At 64.5% G+C, this 16,904-nt stretch carries 10 protein-coding genes and 1 other RNA gene; 3 read left to right on the top strand and 8 right to left on the bottom strand.

Annotation, left to right across the window (positions count from 1 at the left end; genetic code table 11):
* Positions 1–14: 14 nt before the first annotated feature.
* The 3 genes from ACRQEC_RS01080 to ACRQEC_RS01070 all read right to left on the bottom strand — a co-directional run bounded on the left by ACRQEC_RS01080 (position 15) and on the right by ACRQEC_RS01070 (position 5,695).
* Positions 15–3,041 (bottom strand): bifunctional [glutamine synthetase] adenylyltransferase/[glutamine synthetase]-adenylyl-L-tyrosine phosphorylase, encoded by a 3,027-nt coding sequence (locus tag ACRQEC_RS01080; protein WP_284889567.1) that lies wholly within the window; start codon positions 3,039–3,041, stop codon positions 15–17.
* 17 nt (positions 3,042–3,058) lie between these two features.
* Positions 3,059–4,396, bottom strand: coding sequence for a glutamine synthetase family protein (locus ACRQEC_RS01075; protein ID WP_284889568.1), 1,338 nt, complete (start codon positions 4,394–4,396; stop codon positions 3,059–3,061).
* Positions 4,397–4,495: 99 nt separating this feature from the next.
* The gene (locus tag ACRQEC_RS01070) at positions 4,496–5,695 is read right to left on the bottom strand and encodes a DUF2207 family protein (RefSeq protein WP_026428803.1); all 1,200 of its coding nucleotides are present in this window, start codon (positions 5,693–5,695) and stop codon (positions 4,496–4,498) included.
* Positions 5,696–5,801: 106 nt separating this feature from the next.
* Between ACRQEC_RS01070 and panB the strand changes: the two genes are divergently transcribed.
* Positions 5,802–6,608: a 3-methyl-2-oxobutanoate hydroxymethyltransferase gene (panB, locus tag ACRQEC_RS01065; protein ID WP_026428802.1), complete on the top strand. Its 807-nt coding sequence runs from the start codon at positions 5,802–5,804 to the stop codon at positions 6,606–6,608.
* Positions 6,609–6,617: 9 nt separating this feature from the next.
* Positions 6,618–7,529: a type I methionyl aminopeptidase gene (gene map / locus ACRQEC_RS01060; protein WP_087070663.1), complete on the top strand. Its 912-nt coding sequence runs from the start codon at positions 6,618–6,620 to the stop codon at positions 7,527–7,529.
* 56 nt (positions 7,530–7,585) lie between these two features.
* Here map and rnpB read toward each other — a convergent pair.
* Positions 7,586–7,930: RNase P RNA component class A (gene rnpB / locus ACRQEC_RS01055), an RNA gene on the bottom strand.
* Between the two features lie 712 nt (positions 7,931–8,642).
* Between rnpB and ACRQEC_RS01050 the strand changes: the two genes are divergently transcribed.
* On the top strand, positions 8,643–11,057 hold the full coding sequence (locus ACRQEC_RS01050) for an LPXTG cell wall anchor domain-containing protein (RefSeq protein WP_284889569.1): 2,415 nt from the start codon (positions 8,643–8,645) through the stop codon (positions 11,055–11,057).
* A 240-nt stretch (positions 11,058–11,297) separates the two neighbouring features.
* Here ACRQEC_RS01050 and ACRQEC_RS01045 read toward each other — a convergent pair whose 3' ends face one another.
* The 4 genes from ACRQEC_RS01045 to ACRQEC_RS01030 all read right to left on the bottom strand — a co-directional run bounded on the left by ACRQEC_RS01045 (position 11,298) and on the right by ACRQEC_RS01030 (position 16,744).
* The gene (locus tag ACRQEC_RS01045) at positions 11,298–12,038 is read right to left on the bottom strand and encodes a zinc ribbon domain-containing protein (RefSeq protein ID WP_284889570.1); all 741 of its coding nucleotides are present in this window, start codon (positions 12,036–12,038) and stop codon (positions 11,298–11,300) included.
* 86 nt (positions 12,039–12,124) lie between these two features.
* Positions 12,125–12,910, bottom strand: a complete 786-nt coding sequence (locus tag ACRQEC_RS01040; protein ID WP_284889571.1) for a Nif3-like dinuclear metal center hexameric protein — start codon at positions 12,908–12,910, stop codon at positions 12,125–12,127.
* A gap of 112 nt (positions 12,911–13,022) precedes the next feature.
* Positions 13,023–15,077: a CocE/NonD family hydrolase gene (locus tag ACRQEC_RS01035; protein WP_284889572.1), complete on the bottom strand. Its 2,055-nt coding sequence runs from the start codon at positions 15,075–15,077 to the stop codon at positions 13,023–13,025.
* A gap of 92 nt (positions 15,078–15,169) precedes the next feature.
* Positions 15,170–16,744, bottom strand: coding sequence for a peptide MFS transporter (locus ACRQEC_RS01030; RefSeq protein WP_284889573.1), 1,575 nt, complete (start codon positions 16,742–16,744; stop codon positions 15,170–15,172).
* Between the last annotated feature and the right edge of the window lie 160 nt (positions 16,745–16,904).

Genomic DNA, 16,904 nt, shown 5'->3' with positions numbered 1-16,904 from the left:
GCGCGAGGCGCGGGCTAGTCGCGCCCGTAAAAAACATGCTCCACGGCGGCGCGGGCATGCCGCGCGGCCCGGGCGCGCCGGTCGAGGATATCGCTGGCGTGCTCGGCGCCCAGGATCGCGGCCATGCGTTCGCGCTCGCGTGGATCACGCGGAATGACCTGGGCGGCGCTCCCGGTGCGGCCCGTCGCCACAAAAGCGGCCTGGCGCAGCGCGCTGGCAGCCTGCCAGCCCTCCACGAGGGCGTGTTCCTCATCCGCGGTGATCAGCCCGGCAGCGCCGGCCGCCCGCAGTGCCTCCCCCGTTCCGGTGACCCGGAGTTGCGGGTAGGCCGCGGCGTGCTCGAGCTGGAGGAGCTGCGCGGTCCACTCCACATCCGCGCTTCCGCCCGGCCCGAGCTTGAGGTGGGAGGCCGGGGCCACTCCCCCGGGAATCCGCTCTTTTTCCACCCGGATTTTCATGAGCCGGATGGCGGTGCACCGCGCCTCATCCCAGTGCGCCGGGTAGCGCAGCGGGGCGATGAGCTCAAGGAAACGCTCCCCGAGTTCGCGGTCCCCGCCCACCGCGCGGGCCCGCAGCAGCGCCTGGAATTCCCAGGGCTCGGCCCAGTTGCGGTAATACTCCCCGTAGGAATCCAGGCTGCGCGCGAGCACCCCGCTGCGGCCCTCGGGGCGCATATCAGCATCCACGGCCAGCGGCGGCGCCCCGCCCACCTCCTGCTCCAGGCGCATAAAAGCACGCGCCAGTGCATCGGCATCCCCGGCAGCTTCCTCCGGCCCGTCCCACACGAACATCACATCCGCATCGGAGGTATAGCCGCATTCGCGCCCGCCCAAGCTTCCCAGCCCGATCACCGCAAAAGAAAAATCGGGATGCGGGCTATCCACCTCGTTTTTTTCGGCGACGACGGCGCACCTGGCGGCGCGTACCCCCGCTTCCACCGCGCATTCCACGGCGTTACTCACCGCGCCCGCCACATCTTCGGGCCCGAGCAGTCCGAGAGCCTGGGCCATGGCGGTGCGCAGCACTTCCCGCCAGCGCAACCACCGGCCCGCCCCGGCGATCTCCTCCGGCCGGCTGCGTCGCTCGAGGAGCGCGTCCAGCTCCCCGCGCAGCGCCCCGGCGCTGCGCGGGGCCAGCTCGGCGTCGTCGCCCAACCACGCAATGGATTCGGGTAGTTCGGGGATATCGCGGGCCAGGAAACGCGAACGGGACAGAATGAGGGCGAGGCGGTGGGCGACGGGCCCGCCGTCGCGCAGGGTGCGCATATACCAGGAGGTGGTCCCCATTTTTTCGGAGAGCACCCGGAAAGCGAGCAGCCCGGCATCCGGTTCGGGGCCTTCGGCGAACCACCCGAGCATGACGGGCAGGAGCTGGCGGGCGATGGCCGCGCGCCGGCTGGTGCCTTCCGTGAGGGCGCTGATATGGCGTAGTGCGCCGGCCGGGTCGCGGTAGCCGATACTGGCCAGGCGGATGCGGGCGGCTTCGGGGGCCAGGGAAATATCGTCGGCGGCTAGCTGCGCGGCGGCGGGAAGGAGGGGCCGGTAGAAAATATCTTGGTGGAGTTCGCGCACCTCCCGGCGTACCTGCGCGAAGGTGTCGGTGAGGGCCGCGGCGTCGGGCAGGCCGAGGGAGCGGGATAGGCGGCGCAGGTCGTCTTCGCGGGTGGGAAGCACGGCGGCCCGGCGCAGCCGCACCAGTTGGGCGCGGTGTTCCAGGCAGCGCAACCAGCGGTAGTGGTGGTCGAGGCGAGCGGCATCGGGGCGGGAGATATATCCGCCTTCCGAGAGGCTCGCGAGCGCCGTGGTGGTGGTGGCCGAGCGGATGGTGGTGTCTACGCGCCCATGCACGAGCTGGAGGAGCTGGACGGTGAATTCCACGTCACGCAGGCCGCCTGCCCCTAATTTGATATGGCGTTCGCGTTGGGCGGTGGGGATATGGGCTTCCACGCGGGCGCGCATGGCCCGGGCGTCGGTCACGAAGTTGTCCCGGGAGGCGGCATTCCAGACGAGCGGGGCGGTGGCGCGCAGGTAGTTATCGCCGAGTTCGCGGTTGCCGGCGGCCACGCGGGCTTTGAGGAGGGCTTGGAATTCCCAGCTTTGTGCCCAGGTGGCGTAGTAGTCCAGGTGGGAGGCGAGGGTACGCACCAGGGGGCCGGTTCCGCCTTCGGGGCGCAGCGCGGTGTCGATGGTCCACAGGGCGCTTTCGGGGCCGGGTGCGCTGATATATCCGGCGAGTGTAGTCGCCAGCGCGGTGCCGATCTCCAGGGCTCGTGCTTCGCTGACTCCCGGGCGTGGTTCGGTGATATAAACGACGTCCACATCGGAGGCGTAATTGAGTTCCCCTCCCCCGGTTTTCCCGAGCGCGATAATCGTGAAATCAACATCGTGAGCATCGGGTACCCGGGTGCGGGCGAGCTGGAGGGCACCTTCCAGGGTGGCGCAGGCCAGGTTGGAGAGAGTGGCGGCCACTTCGGGCAGGCGAGCAGCGGGATCAGGCAGGGTGAGGTCCCAGCCGGCCAGGGTGAGGATGCGGGTGTAGTAGTGGGCGCGCAGCGCGGCAATAGCATCCTGGAGGTCACTGCGGTTCTCCCGCGAGTCGCTTCCAGCCGCCATTCCAGCCTCCGGCCCGGCACCGGTCACAGGACTCGTCCCGGTACCTTCCACGGCACCCGCGAGCCAAGGGGCCAGGGCGGCGCACATGGCCGCCCGTTCATCCGCCTCGCTCAGCAGGGCGCGTGCTTCGGCTTCTTCGGCGGTCCCGCATAGTTCCCGGGCGGCTTGGGGGTGGCGCGCCAGGTGATCGGCCAGCGCGGTGGAGAGCCCGAGCACGGCGAGCAGGCGTGGCCGGGCTGCGTCGTCGTTCCCTACACCCTCCCGCCGGTTTAAGCCGAGCCGCGCGCAGGCCGCAAGCGCCCGGTCCGGATCCGCGACGTGCGCGAAATCCTCCGGCTGCCAGGCGCCGGCCTCCAGCTCCGCGGCGGCGCGTTCGGGGGCCGTGAATCCGCAGCGCCGGGCCCGCTGGGCGAGGGTGAGACGTCGCATACCCGCTCCCCGCGGCCCTAGCGGTCAGCCCGGAAACGCGCGCGTTCCAGCGGGGTGACCTGGGCGCGGTATTCGGCCCATTCGGCGCGTTTATCACGCAGGAAGTAATCGAAGGCATCCTCGCCCAGGATCTCGGCAACCAGGTCGGAGCTTTCCATGAGTTTGAGCGCGCTATCCAGGCTCCCGGGCAGGGATTCGATACCGAGCACGGAGCGTTCCATATCGGTGAGGAGGAGGACATCCGTATCGGCCGGGTCGGAAAGATCGTATTTTCCTTCGATTCCGGCCAGGCCCGCGCCCAGCACGGCCGCGAAAGCCAGGTAGGGATTGGCGGCGGTATCCAGGGCGCGGTATTCCAGGCGCGCGGATTGCGGTTTGGTGGGTTTATATTCGGGTACCCGCACGAGGGCCGATTGGTTGCGCGGCCCCCAGCACACGTAGGGCGGGGCTTCCCCGCCGCCCCACAGCCGCTTATAGGAATTAACATGCTGGTTGGTCACCGCGGTGATTTCGCGGGCGTGACGCATGAGCCCGGCCAGGAAGCGCCGCGCTGTTACCGACATCCCGAATTGCCCGCGCGGGTCGTGGAAAGCATTCGTTTCGCCTTCGAAAAGTGAGAAGTGGGTGTGCATGGCAGAACCGGGCCAGTGCGCCAGGGGCTTGGGCATGAAGGATGCTTCCACCCCGTGGCGCAGCGCCACTTCTTTAATAATGACGCGGGCGGCCATAATGCTATCGGCCATCGTGAGGCAGTCGGCGTAGCGCAGATCCACTTCCTGCTGGCCCGGGCCGATTTCGTGGTGGGAAAATTCCACGCTGATGCCCACGTCTTCCAGGGAAAGGATCACATCCCGCCGGAAATTATGAGCCACCGAGCGGGTCACGTAATCGAAATAAGAGGCCGAATCAATCGGGGTGGGTTCTTCATCGTCGCTGGCTCCCGGCTGGAAGAGGTAGAACTCCACTTCCGGGTGGGCGTAGGCGGTGAAGCCCAGGTCCTCGCAGCGGCGTAGGGTGCGCTGGAGGATAGCCCGCGGGTCGGAGCGGGCCGGTTCACCTTCGCGGGTGAGGATGTCGCAGAACATGAAGGCGGCGTCGTCGTTCCCATCCACGCCACGCAAGACCGCAAAGGTCGAGGCATCCGGGCGCGCAATCATATCGGATTCATACACGCGCGTGAGGCCTTGGATAGCCGAGCCGTCGAAGCCGACGCCCTCCGCAAAAGCATTATCGAGCTCCACGGGAGCCACCGCCACGGATTTGAGGGTGCCGACGATATCGGTGAACCACAGCCGCACGTAGCGGATACCGCGGTCGCTTATGGTGCGAAGGACGTGTTCTTGCTGGTCATCCATGGCGCTTCATCTTTCCGTGTTTTTTCGGGGAGGGTCCGTTAGTTCCGGCGAATTCGGTTATGCGTTCGGGCGCGGTCCGTTATGTCCGGGCGATGCCCGTTATGTGTGCGTGCGAGTGGAAACGGGGAGTAATCCGCGTACGAAGCGCCGCAGGTGGCGCCGCCGCGCGTGCGGAAGATCGTGGGCGAGCGGGTGGGAACGGAAACGGGTTTCCAAAACGCTGAGGGCTTCGCGTAGCTGGTACCAGTTTGTGATGTCTTCTCCGGCAAGGTGCAGCCACGGGAGAGCAGCGCCGACGTCGCGCATATCCCGCGAGTTAATTCGCTCGAGAGAACGAACCCATTCATCGGCACATTCCAGGCCGTAGGCCCAGCCCACGTAGGAGGCGAGGACCTCCGCGCTCACCCCGGCGAAGCGGGGCGCCGCGGTGAGGAAGCGCCGGAAGCCTTCTACCTGGTCGGAGGCCACCACCCCGTTCGGGGTGAGGGAAGAAAAGTTGAGGAGACCGACGAATCCGCAGAACACCAGCCAGCCACCCACGATGAGCCAGTACCAAGACAGCTGGAAAGCCAGGGCCCCGATAAAAGCCAGGCCCGTGAGCGCGATACCTCCGAAGAAGAGCACGGCGGCCAGCGAGCCCACCAATTCGCGCCCGTGGTGGTACCAGCCGCGCCGGGAGACCACTTCCGCTTTGCTATCGCGCGCGATGGCGAGGGCGAGGCGGGTGGAGAATCCCTGCACCCGCAGCACCGGGCGGGAGGCGGCCGGCAGCCCGGCGTTTTCCATCGCGGTGCGATACGAGCGATCATCAAAGGGCTCGGATTCCCGGAATGCTGCTGATTCAGCACTTTCCGGGGAGGCCAGGGCGGCCAGGAAGCGCGCCTCAAAAGGTTCGAGGGTGGAGGTATCGGCCTCGGTGAGGGAGATGGTGATCATCTGCCCGCGCAGGGCCGGATCCCGGAAGAAGTCAATAGTGAGGAATCCACGGGCGGCCAGGTCGAGGAGAGTGGTGATGGCGGCATCGTCCGCGGCGTAGTGGCGGTGCATAAAAGCCCCGAGGGCGGCGGGCATCTCCGGTGGAATGGTGCGTACCGGCGGGCGGGTATGCGGGCGGCGCCGCCGGTAATTATGGCCGGTCACCCCGGCAGGTTCACGCGGATATACCCCGCGCGGCAGATCGGCGTATTCCCGACTGGGGATGAGCGCCAAGCACATAATGACCAGGGCGGTCACCCCGATCCCTAAGGCCAACCAGAATTCCAGTGCGTTCATGGACACCAGCTCAAGCAAGGGTTCCACAGTCACCTCCTCGCACCTAGCGTACCGTCCATGTTCCACCGCGGGCGCGATGATGCACCGGCGCGCGTGACCTAGTACTCTAAGCCATAGATATCGGGAGGTAATCATGACGGAGTTCTCACCGGCACGAATTCGGGTGCAGCACCTGAATGAGATGGTCGCTAACGGAGAGGTGCTCACGGCACTCACCTGCTATGACGCTCTAACAGCGCGGATCTTGGACGCGGCCGGAATCGATATTTTGGTGGTGGGTGATTCCATTGGCAATACCGCCCTGGGATTCTCCTCCACGATCCAGGTCACCCTGGAAGATATTGAGCGAGCCACCAGCGCCGTCATGCGCGGCACCACCCGGGCTTTTATTATTGCCGATATGCCCATGGGCACTTACGAAGAAAGCCCCGCGCAGGCTATCCGCACCGCTATCCGCCTGGTGCGGGCCGGGGCGGACGCGGTGAAACTGGAAGGCGGGGAAGCTTTCGCCCCCACCGTCGAAGCCCTCACCAAAGCCGGGATTAACGTGGTGGCCCACGTGGGTTATCGCCCCCACGCGGATGCCGCCCTGGGTGGCCCGCGGGTCCAGGGCCGGGATGAAGAAGAAAGCGAGGCCATTATTGATGACGCGGTCTCGCTGGAGAAGGCCGGAGCTATTGCCGTCGTCGTCGAAATGGTACCCGGGAAACTCGGAGCAAAAATTACCGAGATTCTTTCGGTTCCCACCCTCGGAATCGGGGCCGGGTATCGCACCTCCGGGCAGTTGCTGGTCTGGCCGGATATGGCCGGGATGACCGAATGGCAGCCCTCCTACGCCAAGCGTTTCGGCGAGGTGGGTGCGGCGCTGAGCAACGCGGTCACCGCTTTCCGCACGGCCGTCAAGGGCCGGGAATTCCCCGATAAGGAGCACAGTTTCTAAGCCATTACAATGGTGGCTATGAGTCTTGCAGCACGTGCGCCGCTCGGTACGGCGCGTCCCGGAAAGATTTCTCCGCGCCGTAAAGTTCCGGCTTCCATTGAACGCCCCGAATACATGTTCCATGACGGGCCGGAAGTGATCACCGCCTCGGATGTGAAAACCGAGGAAACGATTGAGCGGATTCGGGTGGCGGGAACCATTGCCGCGGATGCCATGTACGAGGCCGCCAAAGCGATCCGCCCGGGCGTCAGCACCGATGAATTGGATCGCATCGCGCACGAGTACATGATCGATAACGGGGCCTACCCTTCTTGCCTGGGCTATATGGGCTTCCCCAAGTCGATCTGCACCTCCGTGAACGAGGTTATCTGCCACGGCATTCCCGATGACCAGGTACTACGCGAGGGCGACATTATTAATCTGGATGTCACGGCCTATAAGGACGGCGTGCACGGGGATACCAATGCCACCTTCGGCGTGGGCGAGATCGACGAAGAATCCCGCCTCCTCATCGAACGCACCGCCACCGCTACCCTGCGCGGTATTAAAGCGGCACGCCCCGGGCGCCAGGTCAATGTGATCGGGCGGGTCATCGAGTCTTACACCAAGCGTTTCGATTACGGGGACGTCCGCGATTTCACCGGGCACGGTGTAGGCGAAGCTTTCCACTCCGGCCTTATTATTCCTCATTACGACGCCGCACCTTTGCACGGGGAAACTATTGAAGAGAATATGGTCTTTACGGTCGAGCCCATGGTGACCCTGGGAACAATCGACTATGAGATCTGGGATGATGACTGGACCGTTGTGACCAAGGATCGCGGGCGCACCGCCCAATTCGAGCACACCATCGTGGTGCGGGAAAGCGGGCCCGAAATCCTTACGCTGCCCTCCGATCCGAATCTCGGGCTGCGGCTCTAGGCGGGTAGACACGAGCTGATGTACAACGCGGGGGCGGATCCGAAAATCCGCCCCCGCTGTCATCTTGGCCTATACGCCGGGTTCTGTACCGCTTGCGCGGCGGCGACCATCCATCTACGTGCGCCATTGCTGACGCACTCTAGCAATCCACCCGTGCCCTAGACGAGGAGCCTTGCGGGGCACTGTCTGATCTTGCTCCCGGTGGGGCTTGCCGTGCCATGCCGGTCACCCGGCACGCGGTGGTCTCTTACACCACCCTTTCACCCTTACCTTGCGGCGGTTTACTTTCTGTTGCGCTTTCCCGCGGGTCACCCCGGGTGGGCGTTACCCACCACCGTCCTCTACGGAGCCCGGACGTTCCTCGAGGCGCATACGCGCCGCGCGGCCGCCCGGCCAACATGACCCGTTTATGCTACCAGCCTGGCGGGCGCGCGGGCGCAGACCTACTGGCACGTGGGTAGCAGACCTACGGGCGCGCGGTGGGCAACCCTGCGGGGCGCGGGTGCCGCTATACAGTGCGCGGCGGTCACCCCTGGATTCCGATCAGGATTCTAATCGGGGTTTCAGCAGCATCTAAGAATGCCGTTTCTGAATGTATCTCCCCCATCGATTACCACGAGTAATTATGCAATACTGTTTCCTTACTCACATACGAAAGTCCGAATGCGCGGGAAAGTAAGGCAAGCCGTTCCCACCGCCACAGCGGCGATTGTTAAGTCTTTGAGGATCCCTTGCCCGTAAATATTAAACCTGCTTAGAATCCAAGCAACAGGCAAAACAGCGACGTTTCGCGCGTTTTCTCTGTTAGTAGGTAATGGCTGCGGGGGCCGACTTTGCGTGAGGGTCGGCTCCCGCACCTCTCTCCGCAACGCTGCGCGAATACACCACGAGCTGCCGAACGCCACAAATACCTGCCATGCGCCGCGGATATGCTACACAACGCGGATACCCCACAAGCCACGGACATGCCCCGCCATAGAGGCTCACCACATTTATCCAAAGGTCATGTACGAATATACAGTTATCCCCGTAGACTTTAGCTGTTTTATAAACGGTCAAAAGTTGCAGATTAGCCGTTCCGGGTAGTACTGCACGTCTTCGCGAAGGATCCCCATGACACAGCGCATTTCCCGACTCGCCAGTACTCTTACCGTGACCACCCTCGCCCTTACCATGGCGGGCACCGTGGCCGCCCACGCTCAGCCGGCCGCCGGCTCCCCCGCCCCGGGCGCCTCCTTTACCTCCTGCACGGATTCCCCCAAGGCGAAAGCCGCGGCGGATGAAGCAAAGGCCGAACGCGAGGAACTGCTCAAGGCCTCGGAAACGGCACAGCAGGAGCTCGCCGCCGCTCAGGAAGCGGCAACTGCGGCGCAGGCCGTCAAAGATGCCGCCGCCGCGAAATTGAGCGAGTCGGAAAAGGCCGCTCAGGCCGCCGTGGAGGCACGCGACGGCGCCAAGGCCGCCCTCGATGCTTTCCAGGCGGAAGGTCAGGCTGCGAAAGATGCGCTTCCCGCGGCCCGCACCGCCCTCGAGGAGGCGGAGGGCCGGGTAGGCGCGGCGTCGTCGCAAAAAGACAAGGACAGCGCGGCGGTAACGAAAGCGCAGCGCGTTCTTGAGGAAAAGACCGCGGATCTCGCCGCAAAGACGCAGGCAGAGAAGGATGCGCGCGCGAAGCTGGAGGCGGCGCAGGCCGCCGAGGCCGCGGGCAATGCCGAACGCGAGAAGCTCGCCGCGCAGCTGCGTGAGGTGACCGAGAAGAAGGCGCAGGCGGATGCGGATCTCGCTGCGGCGCAGGCGAAGGAACGCGCGGCGCAGGATGCCCGTTCCGAGGTAGTTGCGCGGGAAGCGGAAAAGGTCGCCGCCGCGCAGCGCGGGTACGACGACGCTGTTGCCGCCCTTCCCTCCGCTCAGGCCGCGAAGGAGGAAGCGCAGCAGGCAGCCACCGCCGCCGCTAACGATGTGACCGTCAAGCGCGGCGAGGACGAAGCCGCCCAGGCGAAGGTCAAGGACTCGGAGGCGAAGCTGGCGCAGGCCACGCAGAAACTCGGCGATCTTGAGAACGCCGTGACCGACCTGAAGAACCGTCAGGCCGAGGTAGAGGCCGCGCTGCCCGGGCTGGAGCAGGCGAAGAATAACGCCGAGGCTGCCTACAACGAAGCCCAGGCAGCCGAGGACGAGGCAAAGGAATGGTACGAGGCCGCTGCCGGAGATAAGAAGAATTTCACCGAGGAGGATGTAGAGCAGTACCGGCAGGAATGGGAGGCGAAGAAGGCGGAAACTGCCCCGAAGAAGGCGGCTTTCACGCAGGCCAATGAGGTCTATACTGCCAAGCTTGCAGAAAAGGATCAGCTGGCCACCCAGGTCCCGGCGAAGGAAGCGGAGCGCGATGCCGCGCAGACCGAGAAGACCGTGCTGGAGGCAGCTCACGCCGCGAATCAGCAGGCCGCGCAGGAGAGCGCCGCGAAGCTGGCCACCGCGGTGGAAACCGAGAAGACGAAGCGCGCGGCTCTCACGGAGAAGGACGCGGCACTCACCACGGCCCAGCAGCAGGTAGAAACCACGAAGGCTGCCCTCGCCGCAGCGGAAGCGGCCGCCGCGGACGCAACCCGCCCGGTGGATGAGGCCCTGGCCGCAGCCCAGCGGGAAACCGCCGCCGAGCAGGAGAAAGCCACGCAGCTAGCCGCCGAGCACGCCGCACTTTCCGAGCAGATTATGACCGTGCACGTACCCAAGTGGAATGATCTGCGCCTCAAGCGTGAAGATGCACAGCAGGAGCAGACCCAAGCTGCCGGGGCGCTCGCGGAGGCGGAGGCCGCGAAGGGCGCAGCGGATCAGGAGCTTGAGAAGGCGAAGGCTGCGGCGGAGAAGAGCGCCGCGGCGGTTACGTCCGCTGAAGGTGAACGTGACGCCGCACGCCAGAAGGTGAAGGATCTGGAAGCGGCCGGCGCGAAGCTGGACGGCTTGCAGGCCGAATATGACACCTTGGCCGCGGCGGGGGCGCTCGCGGAGGCGGATGCTGCTGCGGCTCGCGAGCAGGATACGGCCGCTGGCACGGCACTTGCGGACGCGACGGCGAAGGCCGCGGAGGCGCATGCGGCGGTCAAGCGTTCCGCGGATGATCTTGCCGCGGTTGATGCGCGTATCGCGGCGCTGCGGACTTTCCTGGAGAAGTGCGCCGCTGAGGAAGCGGAGCGGCCCGGTACCCCGGGCGCTCCTGAAACTCCGACGCAACCGGAACAACCGGCTAATCCAGAGCAGCCCGGCAGCGGGACCGCGGCTCCGAACGCTCCGAGTACACCGGCACAAGGCGCTTCGGCGCAGAATCCTTCAGCGCAGGGCGGCAAGCATGCCGATCCTTCTGCACCGGTCGCCCGCGCTCAGCAGTCGGTTGCCAAGCATGCCGCGCCCGCGGCGCAGCTGCCGAGCACCGGTGCGGAGAGCAGCGGTATTGCGGGTACGGCTCTGCTGCTGATGCTCGCCGGAACGGGCGCGGTGGCTTACGCTTCCCGTAAGCGCGCCACGCGCTAACACCGACTGCCGCAAGACACAGAGTGCGCATAAGAACACCATTTTCAGCTGATTTCATGTTTCTTATGCGCACTCTGTGGCTCTCATGGTTTCGAATGCGCACTCGGTAGCTCTCATGGTTTGGAATGCGCACTTCGTACGTCCCCGCCGGGCGATTGCTCTGGCGGGGACGGGTTGTTTTTCCGGGCTGTACTGCATCTGTCGTACATGCGAAGTACAGGCGTGAAAAAGAAAGCCCGCCTAGGCTTCGTCGTAATCAACCGGGACGATAATGCAGTCGTAATCCTCAGAAAGATAAATCTCATCTTCCGGGGTCGCCTTGATTTGTGCCACTTCCACCGGGGAGAGCGTAATTCCTGCCCCGGTAGCGCCATTGGGTGTCATGGTCATGACCGCGTACCCTCCGGTGGCAACCGAGTGTTCGTAAACTTTTTTGAGCGAGGGCGCCAGCGGCTCGTAGAGTTCCTCGCGCTGGGCGCGGATTTTTTCTTGGGAGGCGGTGATGTCCGCGACCACGTCCTCCAGTTCGGAGCGCTGGGCCAGTACTTTTTCTTGGAGTGACTCAATAGCTGCGCCCAATTCCCGCACTCGCTCTTCGCCGCTTTCAACAGCTTCAAGCGCAGCGAATTCCTTTTCCGACGTTTCTTCCAGGGTGGTGCGCAGCGCCGCCATTTCGTCTTCCAGAACGAGCAAATCGCGGGAGGTCAGCCCGGTGCCGGCATTATATTTTTCTTCTTTATCCGCTACCTGGCGAGCCAAATCCGCGCTGGCCTTCTCCACGCTCGCCAAATCCGCCCGTGCCTGCTCCAGTTGCGTTTCCGCCGCGGTTTTTTCCCGCCCGCGCGCGGCAATCGCGTTGAGGAGTTTACCCAAGGAAGCTCGCAGCGGATGCTGGGTATTTTCCCGCTCGAGGCGGTTGAGCTGCGCGTCCAAGTCGGCAACCTGAAGCAAGATAAGTTGATCGGCACGGGGTGCTTTCATCGGGTGGATCTCCTTCGACTCGCACGAAAGGCGCACGGCGCGCCTTCTCCTATTCTATGCGGGAGAACCGGCCCCGCGCAGCGAGCTCACCCGCGCACCGCAATATTCCAAGCGTCCGTGGGAATCTCAGAAATATACGTATCCAGCTGCGGGAAACGCTCGCGTAAACGCTGCTCCATCTCACCCAGTACCGGCCATTCGCTAGCCCAGTGGGTGGCGCAGATGAGCGCGCAGCCGCCGTCCCAAATATGGTCGGTAGCCGGGTGGTGGCGCAAATCTGCGGTGAGATACGCATCCGCGCCCGCGGCTTTCGCGGCCGCCAATAGCGAATCCCCCGAACCGGAACAGATGGCTAAGCGCCGCACCACTCGCTGCGGATCACCCGCTCCGAGCACGCCGGCCGGAGTATGTGGCAGCACCTGCGCGACCCGCTCCACCAGCTGCTCGAAAGGCACGGCTGCGATGCTGCCCACTCCGCCGATTCCGGATTCGGGATCCAGCGGCGCTTCAATCTCCACGTCCAGAAGCCGCGCGAGCGCGGCGGTGGAGGCCACTACATCCGCATTGGTGTGGGCGCTAAAAAGCGCGACCCGCCCGCGCACCAGCTGCGTGACCCACCTTCCCTTGGCGAACGTTCCCGCCACGGTGGAGGTTCCGCGCAAAAAGAGGGGATGGTGGGTGATGAGGAGGTCGGCCCCGCGTTCGCAGGCTTCTTGCACGGTTGCTTCACACGGGTCGACGGCGAAACCGATGCTGCGCACCTCGTCGCTGGGCAGGCCGGCCACCAGGCCGACCCGGTCCCAGCTTTCCGCGTATGCGGGTGGGAAGAATTCGTCCATGGCCGCGGTGATATCCGCCACTGTATAGGTCATGAATCCACCCTACCCGGGGCGCGTGGCGAAGCGAAACTGCGCCGTCGCCCCTGCACCACGGCGACGCCCCGAACACAACCGCACCGCGCGAACGCAAGCGCACCGCGCCGCTCTAGGCCGCCGTGCGCTCCACGGTGCTCTTCCACTCCTTGTGGAAGATTTCTTCCTCGTGATCGAAGGCGGTGACCACCGATTGCACGTAGAAGTTCTCCGCATCGCAGCGAATGCGGGTATCGGCTTCCAGGCGAACCTCCCAACCGATATCCGGGCGGGCCAGCCCGATTTTCCATTCCGCTTCGGTGCGTGCCGAAAGCGGGTCATCCCAGGAAATCCAGTAGCGTTCCACGGAATCTTCGTCATAGTGGAGGCCGTCCGGGTAGACCCGAGTTCCCCCGTAGGCCGGATCCACCTGGATAAACGTCTCTTTCTTCACCACATCGCGGGCGATGAGGCGTTCGGGGCGGCGCGCCCCGGCAGCCCCCGCTTCCGGGTACGTCACGTCCAAGCCAACGGGCTGGACCGGCCCGGCGAAACGCACCGCATCATCGAGGGCATCGCGCTCTCCCCCGGGGCGGATCGGGCGGGCGGGCACCACCAGCGCGGAAGCCCCCAGATCCACTTCCACCCCGGCGTTGTCCCGCGCCGGCCAAATCCACGGCCAGTAAGCGCTGGACAGCGCCACCCGCAACGTGTGCCCGGCCGCGAAATGGTAGCCAATACCGGTAAACGGAATCTCCACATCCACCCACTGCCCCGCGGGCATCTCCACGATCCGCTCGCGCCCCTCGCGGGCGCTCAGGTTGAGGTTCCCGCGGGTGATAAGCGTGGAGGCACCGTCCGGGGCCACATCTTCCAGGCGCACATACATATGCCCGCGTTCCCCGCCATTGCGCAGCCGCAGCAACGCCCTGGCATTGCCAAGAATCTCCACCGATTCCCCCAGGTAAAAATCGCAGGTCACCGCGCGGCCATCGTCAGCGCGCTGATCGACCGGCAAATCGGCGTCGTTCCCGTACGGGAAGTACCGCCCGGCATCCGAGCCGATGTCTTGCGGCGACTTCACAAGAATCGTGCCACCACACACCGAACCCGGCGATACGCTCGCCTGCCCCAATTCAAAACGCAGCGGCTCAATATCCGGGGAGGGCCAGGCGCGTTCCGCCACCCAGCGCCCCTCGATTTCCTCGTACACCGAGGCCGGGCGCATCGGGTCGCTGATCCAGGTGCGCAGCAGCGGCTCATCCATCGCGCCGTTATCCACGCCCTTGAGCCACCTATCCCACCAGCGCAGCGTTTCCCCGAGGAAATCAATATGCGGTCCCGGGCGTAGATCGCGATCCGGGTACTGGTGGCTCCACGGCCCGAGCAGCCCGCGCACGTTCTTCCCCAGCGCGGAGAGATTCTCCACCAGGCGCAGCACGGTATCGCGGTACGGATCGAACCAGCCGCCCACCGCGAGCACCGCCGCATCGAGTTTCGAATAATCCTCACTCACCGAGCCATGTTTCCAGTAGGCATCGCGGGTCTGGTGGCTCATCCAGGTATCTACGTAGGGCTCCATATTATTGAGACGCTCCAGCCACATGGACTTCCACTTCTCCCCCACGGCGCGCGGGTCCGGGGGCCGGGATTCGAAGGCGAGCATGGTGGCGCCCCAGGCGTGCATATCCACCGCGAGCATCGAGCCGCCGAAATAATGCACGTCATTGTCGTAGCGGTCATCGGTGGAGCAGGTGGTGACGATCGCTTTAAGGGCTTCCGGCTGGTAGGAGGCAAGCTGGAGCGAATTGAAACCGCCCCAGGAAATCCCGAACATGCCCACGCTGCCCGTGCACCATTCCTGCGAAGCAATCCACTCGATGACTTCCAGGCCGTCTTGGTGTTCCTGCGCATCGTATTCATCGCCCGGGATGCCCTCGGAATTGCCGTGCCCGCGGATATCGACCCGGATGGAGGCGTAGCCGTGCCCGGCGTAATACGGGTGGCGTTCGTGATCGCGCGGCGCGGTCCAGTCCCCGCTGCGGTAGGGCAGATATTCCAGGATCGCCGGCACTTTTTCTTCCGTGCGCGGCATCCAGGCTTTCATCCACAGCCGGGTGCCGTCCGAGAGCGGAATCCACCCCTCGCGAATCTCAGTCTCGTAGGGAAAATCTGTGATGTACTCCATTGTTCTCCTTCCTGTGCGTCTGTGCTGTGTTGCTTCTGTTCGTTTGCTGCGGTTTTCGTGGGGCGCGTTGAGGTACGACGACGCCGCCAGCTTTACGCGACGACTTTCATACGCGAACGCATCCACGGGGTAAGCGCCATGAGCAGCACGCCGTAACCGATGACCACCAGTCCTTGCACCCCGAAGTAGGCGGGGATAGACGCGGCCATATTTTCGTAATCGAAGAATTTCACCACCTGGGCTTGGATGCCCTGGGCGCAGGCCATGGCCGCGAACCACAAAGCCATGGTTTGGGAGGCGAAAGCTCGCGGGGCGAGTTTCGTGGTAGCGGACATCCCCGCGGTTTGCAGCACCAGGTCCCCCAGACCGAGGAAGATATAGCATCCCACCAGCCACAGCGGCATAAGAAGAGCCCCGCGCGGGGTGAGGATGCCCGCGAGCGCCACAATGACGAAAGCGATCCCGCCGAGCACCGCGCCCAGCCCCACTTTTGCGGCCACGTGGGGTTGGCGTTTGCCCATTTTCAGCCAGATCCAGGCGAGTACCGGCCCCATAATGATTTCCACGATGGCGGTGAGGGAAATGTAATAGGAGGAGGGGTAGCTCAGGGAGCCGATGGTGTTATCGGTGGCGTTGAGGGCCACGAGGTTGAGGGTATTCCCGGTTTGGAAATAGAGCAGATTGTAGAGGATGAGGGCAATGAGCAGCAGCGCGTAAGGGATGAGATTGCGCCGTTCTACCGGGGTGACCTTCGGGGAGCGGTACATCCACAGGAAGAAGAACACCGGCACGATCCAGGTGATCACGGAGATGCCGTTGACGACGTCGCTGAGCGTGGCGGAGGAGAAGGTGGCGAAAAGCGTGGCTACCGCGACTACTCCCCCAACCAGTCCCACAAGCATCCAGAAGGAGCGGTCCGCCACGAAACTGGCGCGGATGCGATGCGCTTTGGCTCGCCCGGATAGGTTTTTCCCGGTTGCCACGTAGGCGATGAGGCCGAGGATCATTCCCACCGCGGCGGAAGCGAAACCGGCGTGCCAATGCACCCGTTGGCCGAGGAATCCGGCCACCAGCGGCCCGAGGAACGCCCCGATATTAATACCGGCGTAGTAGATGGAGAATCCGGCATCGCGGCGGCTATCCCCGGGTGCGTAGAGTTCACCCACCATGGTGGAAACATTCGGTTTGAGGAGCCCGGTTCCCACCACGATGAGGCCCAGGCCCACCCAGGTGAAGAATTCGGTGGGGATACCCATGGCAATATGACCCGCGGCAATAACAATGCCACCCCAGAGCACCGTGCGGTAGGTGCCCGAGATTCGATCCGCGATCCAGGCTCCCGCGATGGAAAGCAGGTAGACGAGGGCACCGTAGGCGGCCACGATGGAGGATCCCACGTCCTCCGCGTAGCCTAGCCCGCCACTCGCGATGGCATCGGTGAAGTAGAGGACCAGAATGGCCTGGAATCCCAGGTAGGAGAAACGCTCCCAGAGTTCCAAGCCGAAAAGGGAATACAGGCCGGTGGGTTGGCCCATAAAGGAACGGGTGGCGCGGGCGCGCCGGTCGCGGCGCAGGGCTTCCTTGTGTTCCTTTATGTACTTTTTGGGATTCTCGACGTTATCGGGGACCTGCGCGGCAATCTGCGCGTGGGTGGGTAGGTCAGTCACGTGGTACTCCTTCTCGAAAAACGGGACCGTCTGACCCCGCTATCGCGGCCGCTTCCTCCTTTCTCTAGGCGCGCGCGTGCGTCCTCCCGGGGCAGTGCAACGGGCGCACATCCCCGGCTTTTCCAAGCACAGCAGGGGCTTTTTTCAGCCCTGCTATCCG

Source organism: Actinotignum saccati (assembly GCF_051265055.1).
Lineage (GTDB): Bacteria > Actinomycetota > Actinomycetes > Actinomycetales > Actinomycetaceae > Actinotignum.
The sequence above is the reverse complement of the archived record's forward strand: the minus strand, read 5'-3'. Positions and strand labels throughout refer to the sequence as shown.